The sequence below is a fragment of the Chryseobacterium sp. S0630 genome, assembly GCF_024158915.1.
GTDB lineage: Bacteria > Bacteroidota > Bacteroidia > Flavobacteriales > Weeksellaceae > Chryseobacterium.
Genome location: NZ_JAMZGF010000059.1, coordinates 1 through 15,918 on the forward strand (window position 1 = coordinate 1; position 15,918 = coordinate 15,918).

At 36.4% G+C, this 15,918-nt stretch carries 14 protein-coding genes; 11 read left to right on the top strand and 3 right to left on the bottom strand.

The genetic code is table 11. From position 1 onward, the window contains the following. Positions 1–192, top strand: a 192-nt coding sequence (locus NK356_RS19745; protein ID WP_253317821.1) for a hypothetical protein, incomplete at its 5' end; no start/stop codon positions are given. Here the strand turns inward: NK356_RS19745 and NK356_RS19750 are convergent. After that, on the bottom strand, positions 173–634 hold the full coding sequence (locus NK356_RS19750; RefSeq protein WP_034696246.1) for an Lrp/AsnC family transcriptional regulator: 462 nt from the start codon (positions 632–634) through the stop codon (positions 173–175). The two genes, NK356_RS19745 and NK356_RS19750, sit on opposite strands and share 20 nt — an antisense overlap. Before the next feature lie 240 nt (positions 635–874). Between NK356_RS19750 and NK356_RS19755 the strand changes: the two genes are divergently transcribed. The 7 genes from NK356_RS19755 to NK356_RS19785 all read left to right on the top strand — a co-directional run bounded on the left by NK356_RS19755 (position 875) and on the right by NK356_RS19785 (position 9,060). Beyond that, entirely contained in the window at positions 875–1,765 is an 891-nt protein-coding gene (locus NK356_RS19755; RefSeq protein WP_034696245.1) for an aspartate carbamoyltransferase catalytic subunit, read from the top strand. A gap of 178 nt (positions 1,766–1,943) precedes the next feature. After that, complete coding sequence (locus NK356_RS19760; protein ID WP_034696244.1) at positions 1,944–3,017, top strand: carbamoyl phosphate synthase small subunit; 1,074 nt, start codon at positions 1,944–1,946, stop codon at positions 3,015–3,017. Between the two features lie 157 nt (positions 3,018–3,174). Continuing rightward, a complete protein-coding gene (gene carB, locus NK356_RS19765; RefSeq protein ID WP_253317822.1) occupies positions 3,175–6,357 on the top strand; it encodes a carbamoyl-phosphate synthase large subunit in 3,183 nt (1,060 codons plus the stop codon). Positions 6,358–6,478: 121 nt separating this feature from the next. Next, positions 6,479–6,733, top strand: coding sequence for a hypothetical protein (locus tag NK356_RS19770; RefSeq protein WP_253317823.1), 255 nt, complete (start codon positions 6,479–6,481; stop codon positions 6,731–6,733). Between the two features lie 197 nt (positions 6,734–6,930). Next, a complete protein-coding gene (locus tag NK356_RS19775; RefSeq protein WP_253317824.1) occupies positions 6,931–7,389 on the top strand; it encodes a hypothetical protein in 459 nt (152 codons plus the stop codon). 129 nt (positions 7,390–7,518) lie between these two features. Beyond that, positions 7,519–8,355 carry a hypothetical protein gene (locus NK356_RS19780; protein ID WP_253317825.1) on the top strand — a complete coding sequence of 279 codons (837 nt, stop codon included), beginning with the start codon at positions 7,519–7,521 and terminating at the stop codon, positions 8,353–8,355. Positions 8,356–8,559: 204 nt separating this feature from the next. After that, complete coding sequence (locus tag NK356_RS19785) at positions 8,560–9,060, top strand: hypothetical protein (protein WP_034696237.1); 501 nt, start codon at positions 8,560–8,562, stop codon at positions 9,058–9,060. A 304-nt stretch (positions 9,061–9,364) separates the two neighbouring features. Here the strand turns inward: NK356_RS19785 and NK356_RS19790 are convergent, their stop codons facing one another. Continuing rightward, positions 9,365–9,766, bottom strand: coding sequence for a nuclear transport factor 2 family protein (locus NK356_RS19790; protein WP_253317826.1), 402 nt, complete (start codon positions 9,764–9,766; stop codon positions 9,365–9,367). 199 nt (positions 9,767–9,965) lie between these two features. On the opposite strand from NK356_RS19790, the gene NK356_RS19795 reads away from it, so the two are divergent. The 3 genes from NK356_RS19795 to NK356_RS19805 all read left to right on the top strand — a co-directional run bounded on the left by NK356_RS19795 (position 9,966) and on the right by NK356_RS19805 (position 14,643). Continuing rightward, positions 9,966–12,116, top strand: a complete 2,151-nt coding sequence (locus NK356_RS19795; protein WP_253317827.1) for a TonB-dependent siderophore receptor — start codon at positions 9,966–9,968, stop codon at positions 12,114–12,116. A 216-nt stretch (positions 12,117–12,332) separates the two neighbouring features. Next, on the top strand, positions 12,333–13,607 hold the full coding sequence (locus NK356_RS19800) for a PepSY domain-containing protein (RefSeq protein WP_253317828.1): 1,275 nt from the start codon (positions 12,333–12,335) through the stop codon (positions 13,605–13,607). Further along, positions 13,591–14,643 (top strand): alpha/beta hydrolase, encoded by a 1,053-nt coding sequence (locus NK356_RS19805; RefSeq protein WP_253317829.1) that lies wholly within the window; start codon positions 13,591–13,593, stop codon positions 14,641–14,643. Before NK356_RS19800 ends, NK356_RS19805 begins: the two co-directional genes overlap by 17 nt. A 248-nt stretch (positions 14,644–14,891) precedes the next feature. On the opposite strand, the gene NK356_RS19810 is transcribed toward NK356_RS19805, so the two are convergent. Beyond that, positions 14,892–15,908: a hypothetical protein gene (locus NK356_RS19810; RefSeq protein ID WP_253317830.1), complete on the bottom strand. Its 1,017-nt coding sequence runs from the start codon at positions 15,906–15,908 to the stop codon at positions 14,892–14,894. Between the last annotated feature and the right edge of the window lie 10 nt (positions 15,909–15,918).

Genomic DNA, 15,918 nt, shown 5'->3' on the forward strand with positions numbered 1-15,918 from the left:
TCTTTTGCGTCTTTGCGTTTTTCTAATAAAATAAAAGATCAGAAAAAAGTCTGTTGGAAAACGCAAAGGCGCAAAATGATAATGATATATATATTCTTTTCAAGAACGCAAGAAAATCAAAGATTTTCAGCAAGTAAAACAGGAATAAATAATGAGTTTAAAATAGAAGGGATTATTCCAGATCAATTTTAAACTTGGTAGATTTTTTCACCTCGTGAAGTACAATAGAACTGTGATATTGTCCGATGTTGGGAAGATTTGAAATCACACTCACGGCAAACTCATTATAGGAATTGATATCTTTTGCGATAATTTTCAGCATATAATCATATTCCCCGGAAAGGCTGGTGATTTCCTGAACTTCATCGTATTTGGAAATGTTGTCCTCAAAGGTTTCCAATACTTTTTTGGATTGTTCCTTAAGACGGACATTGCAATAAACGATGATATTCAGACCTAGTTTTTCACGGTTTAAAAGACCTACGTATTTTTCAATGATGCCCTGTTTCTCCAATTGTTTGATTCGCTCATACGTAGGAGTAAAGGTAAGACCTATCTTTTCGGAAATTTCCTTAACCGATAGTGTAGAGTCTTCCTGAATAATACTGAGAATCATTTTGTCTTTTAAATCCATAAATAAAGTTGTGTGCTAACAAAAATATTAATTTTAAATGAGAATAAGGAAAGACTGAAGTTTTTAATTTATTTTAAACATAATTTTTGTAGGTTCATAAAATTGTTGTATCTTTGCACCTAATGAATAAAAAAGCATTTATATCATTAGATTTACCGGGCGAAAGCGCCCTTTACGATATTTATTGTTATTAAGCGAAGATAGTTGTCTTCGCTTTTTTTATGCCCAAAAATTAGAATTATGTTTACGATTACAGAACTAAGCACCGAGAGAATCAACAGTATACTGACAGAAGCACTGGCTTTTGCGAATGGTAAAACTGCTAAAATTGAAGGAGAAGTTTTTTGCTCAAACCTTTTCTTCGAAGACAGTACAAGAACGAAAACAAGTTTCGATCTTGCGGAAAGAAAACTGGGACTTCAGGTAGTTCCTTTTGATGCATCACACAGTTCGGTAAACAAAGGTGAGAGTCTTTATGACACTGTAAAGACGATTGAAAGTATAGGAGTAAACCTTGTGGTGATCCGTGATAAGAAAGACAGATACTTCGAGGAACTGAAAAATATTAAAATTCCGGTGATCAACGGAGGAGACGGTACAGGAAATCACCCTTCACAGTGTATGCTGGATCTGATGACCATCTATCAGGAATTCGGAAAGTTTGAAGGACTGAAAGTGGGAATTGTAGGAGATGTAAAACACAGTCGTGTTGCCAATTCAAATGCTGAGGCATTAAGAAGACTGGGAGCAAAAGTATACTTCTCAGGACCTGAACAGTGGTTTGATGAAGGAGCCTTGATCAACGGAACATATATGTCAGTGGACGAACTAATCGCTGAAGTAGATGTTTTAATGTTGTTAAGAATCCAGCACGAAAGACATGATGCAGCAATGAGTTTCACTGCTTCAGAATACCATAAAAGATATGGTCTGACGAAAGAAAGAGAGAAGGCCATGAAAAAAGAAGCAATTGTCATGCATCCGGCTCCGATCAACAGAGGAGTGGAAATAGATTCAGATCTTGTAGAATGTGAAAGATCAAGAGTCTTTAAACAAATGGAAAACGGTGTTTTCGCCAGAATGGCCATTTTAAAAGAAGCGTTGGAAAGCAAAGGATATACCTTTAAATAAGAGCCAAGATAAAAAAGAGCCAGGTTAAAAGTAAGAAGTAAGAAGTTAAAGAGCTCCAGAGGAGCGACCTGCTAATAGCAATGGGTGAAGCCCATGAAAATAAAAGGATTTAAAAAATCCGAGCCCTGTAAGGGCGACCTGTTAATGACATATAAATAATAAGAGATAAAAGTTTAAAATGAAGAAAAAATTAATACTGGAGTCCGGTGAAGTGTTTCATGGAGAAGGTTTCGGAGCAGAATTGGAAACTGCAGGGGAAGTAGTTTTCAATACCGGAATGACAGGGTATCAGGAATTGATCTCTGACCCATCATACTGCGGTCAGATAGTTTGTATGACCTATCCGCTTATCGGAAATTATGGTATTAACCGTGATGATTATGAAAGTATCGAGCCGGCAATTAAAGGACTTATCGTAAAAGAACTTTGCGATCTTCCTTCCAACTTCCGTACTCAGATTACTTTAGATGAATTATTTAAAAAGAAAAACCTTTCAGGAATTTCAGGAATCGACACCAGAAGACTTACAAGAGTTCTTCGTAACTATGGAGTAGTAAAAGGAAAAATTGTAAACGCTGATGCTGACGAAGCTGCTGTAGCTTCTGAACTGAAAACAACAACTTTCCCAACCAATCAGGTAGAGGAGGTTTCTACAAAAACACCTTACGCTAACCCCAACAGAGGTTTCAAAGTAGTCTTAGTAGATTTCGGTGCAAAACTGGGAATTATCAGAGAATTGTCTCAAAGAAACTGTGACATTATTGTGGTTTCTCAGGATACTACAGCAGAAGAAATTCTACTCATGAATCCGGATGGAATTATGTTGTCAAACGGTCCTGGTGACCCGGAAGATGTACCACACGCGTTGGATATGATCAGAGGATTATTAGGAAAAGTTCCAATCTTCGGAATCTGTTTAGGACACCAGTTAATTGGTCTTGCTTGTGGAGCGAAAACTTTCAAACTGAAATTCGGACACAGAGGAGGAAACCACCCGGTATTGGATCTGGAGAAAAATACAGTAGCCATTACTTCTCAGAACCATGGATATGCAGTTGATCAGGAAAGTTTAAAAGGAACAGACCTTATCGAAACACACATCGCCTTGAACGACAGAACAAACGAAGGATTAAAACATAAAATCCACCCTTGTTTCTCAGTTCAGTATCACCCTGAAGCGAGCCCTGGTCCTGAAGATGCAAACTACCTGTTTGATGAGTTCATTCAAATGATGGAGGACTTTAAAAAGTAAGACACTCCAATTGTCATTCTGAAAGAAGCGAAAGCGGAATGAAGAATCTCAACAACAAAATGAGATCCTTGGGAATGACAAAGTGTGTTAATTCAATTTAAATAAAGCATAATGCTGGAAGTTTAAGTTCAAACTTTTAGTATCTAAAAAAAGAAAAATGGCAAAACGTACAGATATAAAAACAATTTTAGTAATCGGTTCAGGACCTATCATCATCGGTCAGGCAGCTGAATTTGATTACGCAGGAACGCAGGCTTGTCTGTCTTTGAAAGAAGAAGGCTACAAAGTAATTTTGATCAACTCAAACCCTGCAACGATCATGACAGATGTGGAAATCGCTGATAAAGTATACATCGAGCCGATTTCATTACAGTTTGTAAGCCACATCATCAGAAAAGAACGTCCGGATGCATTATTACCAACATTAGGTGGCCAGACAGGTCTTAACATGGCGGTAGAATTGGAAAAATCAGGAATTCTTGAAGAGTGCAAAGTGGAAGTATTGGGAACAAAGCTTTCTGCCATCAACAGAGCAGAAGACAGAGACCTTTTCCGTGAGTTGATGAGAGAACTGAACGAGCCGGTACCGGAATCTGATATTGTCAATACGGTAGAAGGAGCACTTGCTTTCGCAAATGAAATCGGGTATCCTGTAATTGTTCGTCCTGCCTTTACAATGGGTGGTACCGGAGGTGGTATCGCTTCTACAGAAGTTGAATTGAAAGAGATTGCTGAATTGGGACTGAAACACAGCCCGGTTACACAGTGTCTTATCGAAAAATCAATCGCAGGTTTCAAAGAAATTGAATACGAAGTAATGCGTGATGCAAACGACAACGCCATTGTGGTTTGTAACATGGAAAATATTGATCCGGTAGGAGTTCACACAGGAGACTCTATCGTAGTAGCACCTTCTCAGACGCTTTCAGACAGAGAGTATCAGTTGCTGAGAAATGCTTCCTTAAAAATCATCAGAGCGTTAGGAATTGAAGGTGGATGTAACGTACAGTTAGCTTTAGATCCGCATTCATTCGAATATTATATCATCGAGGTAAACCCTAGAGTTTCCCGTTCATCTGCGTTAGCAAGTAAGGCAACAGGATATCCGATTGCAAAGATTGCTGCAAAAATTGCTGTAGGATTGACGCTGGATGAAATCATGAACCCGGTAACAGGAAAAACATACGCATGTTTCGAGCCGGCTCTTGACTATGTGGTAACAAAATTCCCAAGATTCCCATTCGATAAATTCGAAACGGCAGACAGAAGACTTTCCACTCAGATGAAAGCAACTGGTGAAGTAATGGCGATCGGAAGAAACCTGGAAGAATCTTTACAGAAAGCAATCCGTTCATTAGAAACAGGAATCAAGCATTTAGGATTAAAAACAAAGCAGGCTCAGGCACTTACTGATGAGGAAATCGAAAGAAGAATCAGAGTGTGTGATGATGAGAGATTGTTCATTATCGGAGATGCTTTAAGAAGAGGATACGACTGGGAACAGATTGTAGAATGGAGCAAAATAGACAAGTTCTTCATCTGGAAACTGAAAAAATTAGTTGATTTCGAAAAAGTAATCGCTGACAACAAATTTGATAAAGAAACACTAATTGAAGCTAAGAGATTAGGTTTTGCAGACATCAACATCGCGGTTCTTTGGGATGTAAAAGAGCGTGAGGTTTTCAACTTCAGAAAAGAAAACGGAATCATGCCGGTTTACAAAATGGTAGACACTTGTGCTGCTGAGTTTGAAAGTGAAACGCCTTACTTCTACGGAACTTACGAAGAAGAGAACGAAAGCGTTGTTTCAGACAAAGAAAAAATCATCGTACTAGGTTCCGGACCTATCAGAATCGGACAGGGAGTTGAGTTTGATTATGCAACCGTTCACTCAGTATGGGCGATCAAAGAAATGGGTTACGAAGCGATTATCATCAATAATAACCCGGAAACAGTTTCTACAGACTTCTCTATCTCAGACAAACTATACTTCGAGCCGCTTACTGAAGAAGATGTAATGAACATCATCGAGCTTGAAAAACCAAAAGGAGTAGTAGTACAGTTCGGAGGGCAGACTGCGATTAACCTTGCAGATAAATTAGCCTCTCACGGAGTACAGATCTTAGGAACTTCACTGGAAGACCTTGACAGAGCTGAAAACAGAGATAAATTTGAAAAAGCACTTCAGGAGCTTGGAATTCCTCAGCCAAAAGGAAGAACTTCAACTTCGAAAGAAGAAGCTATCGAAATTGCCAACGAAATCGGATATCCGGTATTGGTGCGTCCAAGCTACGTTCTTGGAGGTAGAGCGATGGAAATTGTATACGCAGAAGCAGAACTGGCTCACTACATGGAAAATGCGGTAGAAGCAAGCCCTGAGCACCCAGTATTGGTAGACAAATACATGGTAGGAAAGGAGATTGAAGTGGATGCCATCTGTGACGGTGAAACAGTAGTGATCCCAGGAATTATGGAGCACATCGAAAGAGCAGGAGTTCACTCCGGAGACTCAATCGCAGTGTATCCGCCACAAAATATCTCTCAGAGCGAGATTGATACTTTAGTAGATTATACGAAGAGACTGGCAAAAGGACTTAATGTTATCGGATTAATGAACATCCAGTACGTTCTTTTCGAAGGAAATGTATATGTAATCGAAGTAAACCCTCGTTCTTCTAGAACAGTTCCTTTCTTATCTAAAATCACAGAAGTTCCGATGGCGAACCTTGCAACAAAGGCAATCTTAGGACAAAAACTGAAAGATTTAGGTTACGAAAACGGATTGGTTCCAAACAAAGAAGGAGTATTTGTAAAAGTACCGGTATTCTCTTTCTCTAAACTAACGAAAGTGGATATCTCTTTAGGCCCGGAAATGAAGTCTACAGGAGAAGTTATGGGGAAAGATACAACCCTTGAAAAAGCACTTTACAAAGGATTGGTAGCAGCGGGAAGAAAAGTTCCTATGCACGGATCTATCCTGTTTACGGTAGCAGATAAGCATAAAGATGAGGCAGCAGCTCTTGCAGCAAGATTCCATGAAGTAGGATTCAGAATCTGGGCTACAGAAGGTACTGCGAAGTTCTTCGAAGAAAAAGGAATCCCTTGCAAAATCGGATACAAAATCGGAGAAGAAAGTGTAAATCTTATCGACCTGATTCAGAAAGGAAAAGTTCAGTATGTTGTAAATACCACTACAAAAGGTAAGCAGGCAGAAAGAGACGGATTCCAGATCAGAAGAATGAGTGTGGAAAACGGTGTTCCTTGTTTAACTTCAATGGATACAGTAGAAGCAATCCTAAAAGTAATCGAAAGCATGAGCTTCAAAATGGAGACGATGTAATTTCGGACTAGAATAAATATTAAAATCCCACAAGTTATCTTGTGGGATTTTTTTATCAATTAATCCAGAAAAAATAAAGGATTCTGTTTACTTTTGCAAAAGCCATTTAAACTCCAGTACAATGAATATAAAATCAATTACGATAGGATTTCTATGTTGTATTTTCGTAGCAGTGCTTTCAGGATGTTCCTGGATAACTGATTTCTATATTCAAAACCTGACTGACTCCAAAAAAATAATTAAGATCAATTACAGTTATCCCATCTCAAAAGCAATGGATAATGAAGCCGACAGCTTTGCATTTAATTATGAAAGTGGAATATTGTCACCTCGGTCTTTCTATAAAATCAAAACCCAAAGTCTCTTGAAAAAGTAGAAGTGAAAGATTCTTCCATTGTTCTGGTGCTTTATCCAAATTCAACAACAAAAATTTACAAAAGCCATAATGGAAGCTGGAGATATAGGATTAAGAGTGTTGAGATTAATGGAACCATTTTTTATCCTTCAGAATTAATAAATAAAAGCAGATATATCAGTAAGGATTATGTTTATAAAATTAATTAAAAGTTTACTATGAATTTTTATTTGAAAATACAAGGGGCTTTTCTAAAAAGCGTAATAGCGTTTATACTTATTATTGGTTTTCAGGCCAAAGCTCAAAAATCCCAGTTTAATATTGTGGGAAACTGGGAATCTATTGATTACTGGAAGAGTAAAGGCAAAGCAGGCTTTACAAAAGATGGATATGTATCCATTACAATTAATGGGGAAGAAATTGACGGCAAGAATTTTATCATCCACGGAGGTCCTAATAATGGACAAAAGGGAGAATTAAAATATAAAATTGATATGGATAAAACACCAATTGAGATTGATTTTATTGCAATAAAAGATAATCAGGAAAAAGGAAGACTGCTAGGAATTATTGTTCCGGTTAACGATTCAAAATTCCTTATGCTGATCAACATGAATGGGAAACGGCCTGAAAGTATAGATCATGACGAAACAATGACACTTACAAAGATTGAATAAAATTGATGTGAAAACAATTTAAACCTCATAGATTTCAGAAATCTATGAGGTTTTTTGCTTTAAAACAGGAGTCTTTCATTATTTTTATTCGATACATTTGTCCTTATTGAAATTAACAACCAATGAAGAATGAATAAAAAAGCAATTAAAATTTTACTCAACACCATAAAAACTTCCCAGAACGAAAGTGTAAGGGATTGGTTTTATTGGGAAACCTATATGCAGTATATCTCTGAAGATGATTTTGAGTATGCAAAGAAACATTCTGTAATGTATGATCAGGAAGAGATAAGTCATGATGAAATTTGCAGAAGAATTAAAAGGGCTGTGGCTGGTATTGAAAAACAGAAAGTTGTAGATGCTTTCGTGTATAGTTTAGGTACCAGGCAACTAGAATACCGCTCATTTTTATCCAGCTATTGTATTGCAGAAAGTCTGGAAGAGCATAGCTTTACACCAAGTCCGGAACCTAATGAAGGCATCTGTGCGATATGTGGGCTTCATACTTATGAGTTTGAAGATCCTATCGAATTCAATACAATCAATTATTTCAAATACAAAGATGGATGCTGTTTTGATAGTTTAATCCAGATTTTATTTGATCTGGAACAATTTCCAAAACTTCCGGTTGTTAAACCCAATGAAAATGACTACAAGATTCTCAATGAACTAAAAGGAATCATTGAAACATCAGAACCCAACGACAGAATTTCTCAACTTAAAAAGAAGATTTCCAAAATAATAAAATCAAACGATGAAGAACGGTTAGGATTGTTAGAAATATTGGGAGTGATCGGAATTTTACATGATGATGCTCATTTTGGATATGCTGATCAATACGTTACCTATCCGGAAAGAGAACACAGACCCATTAGGAATGATGATGTTGGTTATCCTGCAAGATGGTGGCAGGGAAAATTTGGAATTGATGATGAGAAGTGGAAGTACTGGTTTGAAGACAATTAAGTAATTGTTTATCATATTATCCTACATTTAAAAGCAAATTTTCAATACAAAAAACAGGGTTAAAATGAATTCAGGAGCGTTTTTACCATATCAAATTAAAATTACATGATGTTTACCGAATTATTTATAAATTAGAGCGTTAAAATTCAAGCTGTTATTATTATTTAAAAACTAATAGAATTTCCACCAAATCAAAATATAACCATGGCAGAATATTACGCAAAATCAAGCAATTCTTTATCTTTTGAAGTTACAAGAGAAGAAAGATTAATTGGAAAACTTACTTATACAAGCTGGTTTAAATTTAATGCTGTTATTGAAATTGCTGATGGACAAACCTATCAGGTGGAGCCAAAAGGTTTTTGGGGAACTACGATTGAGCTTAAAGATCATGAAAGAGTGCTTCTGAAATTCAGGATGAACTGGAACGGAGAAATTGTAGTGCAGACCTATTTTGACGGAATTAAAAATGGTTATCTTTTTAAACACAGAGGTATTTTTAAAGAATCATTTGTCCTTACAGATCAGGACGGCGTTGAGCTGATGATCATAAAACCCCATCTGAAATGGACTTCCATGAATTACGAATACCAGATTACCACCTCTGATGCCTTTGAAACCTTCCCCGAAAAAGAAATCGTTTTAATTAATGCACTGCATTGCGCCAATTATTATATGTCGATGATGGCCGCTGCCGTGATATAAAAGATAATTTTAGATTTTAATAGCGATGTCATTCTGACACAGAATGAAATTCTGCGAATATTGTTCAAAGAATCTCATTAATAATGAACTTGTTTAAACTTTTTTGAAACATTAAGATTGTATTAAGGTATTGAGAGTATTAAGATAAGCTTCGCTTTAAGCTTAAAAATCAGAATGATTTATCTTAACTTAATTATGCTTTACTGCTTAAATCCTTCTTAATGGTTTAAGAAATATCCAATATTTTTTATAAGTTTAAACAACTTCAATATATGTTGTTACCAATAAGATAAATAGTCTTTACCTACTTTTCCAAAGCCTTTGAAACAGCCAAACTATCTTCCAGCAATCTGTAGCGTGTAATTTTATTATTTTGAATACGCATCTGAATACAGAATAAAGACTCTACAATTTTGCCTGTTTCAAGCATTTTCGTTACAAATTCTCCTGTAATCACGGCATTTTCATCATCGGTAAAAATATGATCAATTTTTGCAGAAACAGGTTCTGTATTTTTCCATAGCAGTTCAAAAAATTCGGCGACTTCCTGTTTATTATTTCTTACTCCCAACCAGAGTGCTTTTTGTTCATCTCCAGGTATATACCAGTCTACGGTGTCAGAAAAAAGATTAGTTAATTCTGTCAAATTTCTTTCCGACATAAACTGTAGAAATTGCTGGGTGGTTTCTTGGATGTTGCTGTTCATTTCTTGAAAATTATAATCAATAATTAACTTTGTATAGAGTGATGAAGATAAGAAAAATTCATATTCTAATTGTTGTTTATTTTCATAAAATCCTTTATTGATCGGTTATTTCATTAAGGAAGTTTTATGATTTGTATCATGTTTTTATTTAGAATTAATAAAAATAAGATAATTTTGCAGAACTAACTTAATTATAAACATGAAAAAAACTATTATTTCTGCAGCTCTATTAGCCGTAACAATGCTGAGTGCCCAGGAAACGGATACCATCAAAGTGGCTGAAATCCAGTCCGTATCCCTTCAGGGAACTCACAATTACAGAACCAAAAAATCTGAATCCATCGCAAGACTTCCTCTTGAAAATCTTGAAAATCCTACCGTTTACAACTTTGTACCCAAAGAAATCATCAGTGAAATGGGAGCAATGGACTTTAACACAGCCATGGCTTCTGCTCCAGGAGTGGTGGTAAGCAACAGTGTCAACGACAGCGGGAATGACATTTTCATGAGAGGTTTTAGCTCCAATGCCAGTTTCAGAAACGGGTTGATTCAAAACCCAAGAGTTCAGTCCGAGATCGCTAATATCGAGAGAGTAGAAGTAATAAAAGGCCCATCCGGAACTTTATTTGGAGGGACATTAGCCAACTATGGCGGTGTGGTGAATATCGTTACGAAAAAACCACAGGAAAACTTCGGAGGAATTATCAATTATACCACCGGAAGCTGGGGAATGAACAGAATCACTGCAGATGTGAATACCCCTTTGAACAAAGAAAAAACGGCATTGGCAAGATTCAATGTCGCTGCCTATTCTCAGGATTCTTTCCAGGATGCAGGCTACAACAAAGGATTATTTTTCTCAGGAAGTGTTTTGTATAAAGTAAGCGACAAAACCACGGTGACACTTGATACAGAGTTCCATGCTCCGGACAAAACATTGAATGCTTATGTAAGAAACTCAGAGAAATTAACCTTACACTCAATGAAAGATCTGGAAGTCGCTTACAAAAGAGCATTTACCAGTAATGATATCGGGTCCAAAAGAACCAATTTTGTGACAATGGCTGAGGTAACTCATAAATTCAATGATCAGTGGACTTCAAGAACATCTTATCAAAGAGGGGAAGCTAATGAAAATGAGTCGATCTTTTTAGTGCTGAGATATCTGAATAACAATCAGGTAGAAAGAATGATCCGTCCTTTCGACAGCTTTAAAGTAACCACAGACAATATTCAACAGAATTTTACAGGAGATTTTAAAATAGGCGGCTTAAGAAACCGATTGGTAGTGGGAATAGATTACTTCCAGCAAAGAACAAAATATCAGTTCCCTTACTATGAAGCCAATGGATACAGTAATGTTTTCATGCCTTATGACAAAGTAACTTTGGACAGTTCTTCAGCATGGGATCCTATCTCAAGGAATAAATTCATGAATAAGGAGAGAAAATCCACAGAATCTGATATCACAACATTCAGAACGATCAGTGGTTATATCTCCAATGTTTTAAATATTACAGATAATTTACTGGTGATGGCCAGTTTAAGAGTAGACAGCTATAAAAATGACGACACGGTGGTAAACGGTGTTGAAATTTCTACGAAAAACGGATATCCTGAAAATAAAGTTACAGGGTACAGTCAGACCCAATTTTCACCAAAGTTTGGATTGGTGTATGAAATAGTAAAAGAACAGATTTCATTCTTTGCCAATTATGTGAATGGTTTTAAAAACTATGCGCCATCTTTGAATGAAGTGGGTGTTCTGACAAAATGGGATCCTGAGCAGGGAAATCAGATTGAAACAGGTTTCAAAGTAGATCTTTTTCATAAAAAATTACTGACAACCGTGAGCTACTATAATATTAATGTTAAAAACAGGCTGGTTGCAGATCCGGGCGGAATAGGAAGTATTCAGGATGGTAATATCAAAAGTCAGGGACTGGAAATAGGTATCATTGCCAACCCTTTTAAAGGATGGAATATCATTGCCGGATATGGATATAACGATAATAAATATGATGACCGAAGCAAAGATAGCGGAAAAAGAATCGCCTGGACTCCAAAACATGTAGCTAATCTATGGACAAGTTACAAAATCATGGATGGAGCTTATGAAGGACTTGGTTTCGGAGCTGGATTTAATTTCGTAGATCAAACTTATATCAATATTACCAATCATTTCCTTGCTCCGTCTTATACTACTGTAGGTGCTACCATTTTCTATGATAAGAAAAAATACAGAATCGGTCTGAAAATGAATAATGCTCTGAATGAAAACTATTGGAACTTCTACGGACAACCACAGAAGCCAAGAGAAATCCTTGCCAATTTTGCATTCAAATTTTAATACCTAAAAACAAAAATAATCTCAAAAAAATATAAGGATGAAAACCGCAAAGGTGCAACACTTTGATTTATAATACTCACTATTTCTGAAGCCTTCAAATATGCTAAAGTAAACGGCAGCAGAAATAACTCTTTTCACTTTACAAACACGCCATTATAAATACAATTGCGCCTTTGCATTTTCTACACTTACATTTTTGATTGGATGAAAACAGATATGGAAAATAAAAAAACGAATCCTAAAAAAAAGCAGGGAAAATCCCTTACCAAAAGGATCACCGGTTGGTTACATCTCTGGCTCGGGCTGGTTTCCGGAATCATTGTGCTTACTGTTACTCTTTCGGGAACTGTATTTGTCTTTTGTGACGAAATCATTGATCTGTGCGGGGGAAGTGCTAAATACGTCAATGCTCCGGCTCATACAAAAAAGATGACCCCTGAAGCGTTACTTGCTCAGTTTCATCAACAGGTTCCGGACAGAAAAGCGTTCTATTTTGATACTTATAAAGGTGCTGACAGAAGTTTCAGAGTAGCTTCAGCCACCAAACCGCCTAAAGATAAAAATGCAGATAAAGCAGAGAAACCAAAGAAAAAAGGGCGTGGCCCGCGAGGTGTATTTGCTTATCATTATCTCAACCCTTACACCGGGAAAGTAATCGGTTCTACAAAAAGCTATGAGTTTTTCTATGTTGTAGCCCATATTCATGCACAGCTACTGGCAGGAAAGTTCGGGAAAACAGTAGTCGGTGTTGCTTCCATCATATTTTTTGTTCAGCTTATCGGTGGACTGATTCTCTGGTGGCCAAAAAAATGGAACAAAACAACAAGAACAACAGCTTTTAAAATCAAATCCGGAACAAAATGGCGCAGGAAAAACTACGACTTTCATAATGTTTTTGGGTTTTATTCATTACTTCCGGCCGTATTTATTACTATTACAGGATTGATTATGGCCTATGAGGTTTTAACCAATCTTACCCAACAGGCTTTCGGAGGAGCTGTAGATGCCCATACTATTGCGGAAAAATATGAACCTAAGTTTGATCCGGAAAAGAAAGCTTTGACTTATACTGATTTTGTAGACAGAAAGTTTAATGAGTTTCCTGATGCAAAACAGTTCAGAATGAGTATTCCCAGAAATGATTCCGCAACGGTATACCATGTTGGAGTCGCTCAGTTTATCGGATTGAAAAGCCTTATCAACGGAAAAAGTATGGAAACCAATAAATACACCGGAAAAGAGATAGATTATCCTAAAGAAGTTCAGATGCATGAAGTGATAGAACATATGAATTTTGATCTTCACGTAGGCTACTGGGGCGGCATGTTCGGTAAAATATTCACATTCATTATCGGAATTATCTGTACCAGTCTCCCGATTACCGGATTTCTGATCTGGTGGGGAAGAAGAAACAAATCACCCAAAAAGAATAAAGAAATTAAAAACATTCATCAACACAGAAAAGATTCACACCATGAACAATTGGTTTAAAATTATATACATTCCTGTATTTTTACTGTTTACATTGGGGAAATCCCAGGAAAAACTGACGATAGGAGAGAAGCAAAACGTATTTTCAAAAGTTCTCAATGAAAACAGAGAAATCTGGGTTCATCTGCCCAAAACTTATAACGACAATACCATCAATCCTGCAAAATATCCTGTCATCTATCTTTTGGACGGAGAAATCAATTTTGAATATTATACAGGATTAACGGATTTCATTGCCAGAACACCCTATGCCGATATTCCGGAATGTATTGTTGTCGGAATTAAAAACACAGAAAGAACAAGAGATCTTACCCCGACAAAGTCTGAAAAGAAAAGTCCCGTAAATCCTTCTCTTACACTTTTTGCAGATAGTGGAGGTGGTGAAAACTTCGTGAAATTCATTCAGGAAGAGCTGAAACCATTTATCAGCAAAAACTACAGGACTCAGAATTATTCTGTGTTGGTAGGGCACTCTTTCGGAGGATTATTTGCTATTAATACCTTCCTTTTATATCCTGATTATTTTAATGCTTATGTTGCGAATGATCCTAGCTTATGGTGGGATCATAAAGTGACCATTTCCAGAACGAAAGATTATCTGGAAAAAAATAAGAACTTTCCTGAAAAAAAATCACTGTATGTTTCCCAGGCAGATAATGAAGAACAGCAGAAAAACTGGAATTCTGATATGACACAGGCTATTGAAGAGTTTAAAGGAATTATAGAAAAGAACGGTTCTTTGAACTATAAACATCGCTTTTTTGAAGGAGAAACCCACGGAACGGTTTCTTATCCCGGAAATTATGAGGCTTTGAAATTTATATTCAAAGGATTCAGAACGGATATAAAACAATTGGCTAAAAATCCCAAACTGCTTGAAGAAGATTATAAACAGTTTTCTGAAAAAATGGGAACAAATTTTATTCCTTCAGAAACTTATCTGAATGTAGTTATCAAATTCATGAAGAGTAACGGCTTCAAAGATTCCGAAACTTATTTTATGAATCTGAAAGACAAATATTATTCTAAGAAATAATACGCTGAAAAAGAAACTCTCAAAAGTCAAACAATTAGGCTTTTGAGACAGTTTCTTTTTTATATATACTAATTTTAAAATTAGGTTTTGGCTAAAGCCAATGGAATTGCTGATATAATAAAAAACGGGCTAAAGCCCGTTCCTATTGAATGTTTCTCTCGCAGATTTTGCTGATTGAGCAGATTTATTCTCAAAGATTATCCGCACAGTTTGTCATTCCATAGGAATCCATGCAGATTCTTTTCAGGTTAATGCCTGTTATCACAATTAATCGGGAAATCCTTCTCCTTTTGATCTAAAAAACTGATGGAAGGACAGCCAAAAGACTGCGCCATGAACCCAAAAATAACAGGAGGTTTCCCTTTGAAAAGATGGCCTGTCCATTGGGAGATATTGGCTTCATCAGCATCTATTCCATAAAGAGGCATAAATTCTCCTCCATCACTTCCTGCAAGACTGAATGTCTTTTCCGCAATTTTTTCTTTACGATCATTGATTACTACAAGTTTGCGCTCTGTGATATTTCCTTCTTCAAGATAATCCTGCAGATAATAGGTTAGATTTTCATATTGTGACTGATAAGTTTTTCCCAGAGCCAGTTTTGAGTGAGAAAAGTATTTTTTTGAAATATCAGCGTTGGCTTTTTGCCATTTCACAGCTTTCATTTTATTGTCTACGAAAGGATTTTTATTTCCAAAATAAGCGATGGCATTATTATAACGGTCGTATTCTGTTGTTTTTTGATGAGTGGCTACCTGAAATCCCATCATATAAGAATCCGGATCTAAATCCTGATCATCGGAATAAGGACTTAAATAAGCCACGGCCTTTAGCTTGCTGACTGGCATTCTTTGAAGCAGGTTAGAGCCATACTCATAGATGTACAGGGAATCATTTTCAGTGAGCTGAATTCCGTTGAGCAATTTTTTTCTGCTTGGTGCATCCAGTTCAAAATGCTGGAGTTCTTCGAAAGACATCTGTTTATGATTTTTAACAATTTCTGCAGGCATCGGTTGCTCTCCTTTGTAGATATCTGAAACAGAAATGAAAATATCCATATCAGAATCTTTTTCTGCGGATGAAATAACAGACAGACTGAATATATTAAAGTTGGTGTAATCTATTTTCTCTTCAGTTTTTACTGTTTTTATAGTATCATTCGTAATTTTTGTTTCTGTGGTAACCGTTTTCTTCTCTTCTTTTTGACAGCTCACAATAACCAGTTGAAAACATATAAGTGCTGCTACAGTTTTAATCTTTATCATCTTTCTTAAT

Bases quoted from the DNA above. Each gene is read 5' to 3' on its own strand.
- NK356_RS19750 (WP_034696246.1), bottom strand. From the start codon at position 634: ATGGATTTAAAAGACAAAATGATTCTCAGTATTATTCAGGAAGACTCT.
- NK356_RS19755 (WP_034696245.1), top strand. From the start codon at position 875: ATGTTTACGATTACAGAACTAAGCACCGAGAGAATCAACAGTATACTG.
- NK356_RS19760 (WP_034696244.1), top strand. From the start codon at position 1,944: ATGAAGAAAAAATTAATACTGGAGTCCGGTGAAGTGTTTCATGGAGAA.
- carB (WP_253317822.1), top strand. From the start codon at position 3,175: ATGGCAAAACGTACAGATATAAAAACAATTTTAGTAATCGGTTCAGGA.
- NK356_RS19770 (WP_253317823.1), top strand. From the start codon at position 6,479: ATGAATATAAAATCAATTACGATAGGATTTCTATGTTGTATTTTCGTA.
- NK356_RS19775 (WP_253317824.1), top strand. From the start codon at position 6,931: ATGAATTTTTATTTGAAAATACAAGGGGCTTTTCTAAAAAGCGTAATA.
- NK356_RS19780 (WP_253317825.1), top strand. From the start codon at position 7,519: ATGAATAAAAAAGCAATTAAAATTTTACTCAACACCATAAAAACTTCC.
- NK356_RS19785 (WP_034696237.1), top strand. From the start codon at position 8,560: ATGGCAGAATATTACGCAAAATCAAGCAATTCTTTATCTTTTGAAGTT.
- NK356_RS19790 (WP_253317826.1), bottom strand. From the start codon at position 9,766: ATGAACAGCAACATCCAAGAAACCACCCAGCAATTTCTACAGTTTATG.
- NK356_RS19795 (WP_253317827.1), top strand. From the start codon at position 9,966: ATGAAAAAAACTATTATTTCTGCAGCTCTATTAGCCGTAACAATGCTG.
- NK356_RS19800 (WP_253317828.1), top strand. From the start codon at position 12,333: ATGGAAAATAAAAAAACGAATCCTAAAAAAAAGCAGGGAAAATCCCTT.
- NK356_RS19805 (WP_253317829.1), top strand. From the start codon at position 13,591: ATGAACAATTGGTTTAAAATTATATACATTCCTGTATTTTTACTGTTT.
- NK356_RS19810 (WP_253317830.1), bottom strand. From the start codon at position 15,908: ATGATAAAGATTAAAACTGTAGCAGCACTTATATGTTTTCAACTGGTT.